The sequence below is a fragment of the Mesorhizobium sp. M8A.F.Ca.ET.021.01.1.1 genome (assembly GCF_003998025.1).
GTDB lineage: Bacteria > Pseudomonadota > Alphaproteobacteria > Rhizobiales > Rhizobiaceae > Mesorhizobium.
Genome location: NZ_RZSJ01000887.1, coordinates 1 through 1,565 on the forward strand (window position 1 = coordinate 1; position 1,565 = coordinate 1,565).

The window sequence follows — 1,565 nt, forward strand, 5'->3', positions numbered from 1 at the left end:
CTCTGATGAAGTCCCTCGCATTAAGGCGCGGGATGCCAAACGGGGTGTAGGCAGTCATGAGGTCAGCGGCGGTCGACTATGCGCCGTCCCAAGCTGAAAGGCGGAACTTTCAGCGCGTCCGGGTCAAGATATACGGACGATTCATGCTGGAAGACCGCACCGAGCACCCCTGCCAGGTCGTGGACATGTCGCCTGGCAACGTCGCGCTTCGCACCGACCGCATCGGCATGCCCGGCGAGAAAGTCATCGCCTATATCGATCATATCGGCCGCATCGAAGGTGTCTTGACGCGCACGTTGCCGGATGGCTTCGCAATGACGGTGATTGCGTCCGACCGCAAGAAGGACAAGCTCGCAGCGCAATTGACGTGGCTCGCCAACAAGCACGAGCTCGACCTGCCTGAAGACCGCCGTCACGAGCGCGTCTCGCCACGCAACCCGACCAGCGTGCTGCAGCTCACCGACGGCCGTCAGTATCAGTGCCGGATCATCGATCTGTCCTTGTCCGGCGCCGCGATCGAGATCGAGGTCAAACCGGCGATCGGCGTCCAGGTCATGCTCGGCACCATGCGCGGTCAGATCGTCCGGCATTTCGAAGATGGCGTCGCCATCGAATTCGCCGTCATCCAGCGCCCCGAAACGCTCGATTCGGAATTCAACACGCCGCGCGCCTGAACGGCCGCAAAGCACCCCCGTCAAGCCGGCCCTTGCGGCCGGCTTTTTGATTTCCGGGGCGTGGCGATCGATGCGTACTCGGGCGACAGGTCGCCATAGTCAGAAATGGTCCGCGCGAGACCGAATTCGCCTAAAACCAATCCCGCAATCCGAACAATTCAATACTCAAATGATTCAAATTTTATGTTTATTCTACGGGCGTTTTACTTAAAACCTACTTCGGCCTTTTGCGTCAAATAAATCCACATGTGGCAATGTCTCCTTCGAACGGGGAGACTGAATAATGAAAAGAACGAGGGGCAAGCTGTTGCTGGCGGCAATGGCGATGCAGCTGTCCGCCTGGGGATCAGCATATGCCGCGGGACCGGCCTACATGCATACCGGCGGACGCACAACGCAGCCTGTAGGCCACTATGAATTCTGCCAACGCATCCCGGGCGAATGCAACGAAAAGACCCCCAAGGGAGAGCCGGTCGACCTGACCCGCAAACTCTGGGCGTCGATCGTCAGCATCAACAATTCGGTCAACAGCCGCGTCAAGCCGCGCACCGACATGGAAAACTACGGTGTCGAGGAATACTGGGCCTATCCGGACAATGGCTATGGCGATTGCGAGGATTACGCGCTGGAAAAGCGCCGCGAGCTGATGGATATGGGCGTGCCGGCCGGCGACCTTTTGATGACGGTTGCGCGCCAGCCGAACGGCGACGGCCATGCGGTTCTGACCGTGCGCACCAGCCTCGGCGAGTTCATCCTCGACAATCTGGAAACCAAGGTGCTGTCCTGGACGGACACCGACTACACCTATCTCAAGCGTCAATCGACGGAGAATTCCGGCGTTTGGGTAACCATCAACGACGGCCGTTCCGACGCGGTCGCGAGCGTCCGCTG

At 59.5% G+C, this 1,565-nt stretch carries 2 protein-coding genes; both read left to right on the plus strand.

The genetic code is table 11. The features are described 5' to 3' along the window. The first annotated feature begins 56 nt into the window (after positions 1 to 56). On the plus strand, positions 57 to 674 hold the full coding sequence (locus EOA36_RS35100) for a PilZ domain-containing protein (RefSeq protein WP_127281204.1): 618 nt from the start codon (positions 57 to 59) through the stop codon (positions 672 to 674). Positions 675 to 957: 283 nt separating this feature from the next. Then, positions 958 to 1,565: transglutaminase-like cysteine peptidase (locus tag EOA36_RS35105; RefSeq protein WP_127281205.1), on the plus strand; the 608-nt coding region annotated here is incomplete at its 3' end.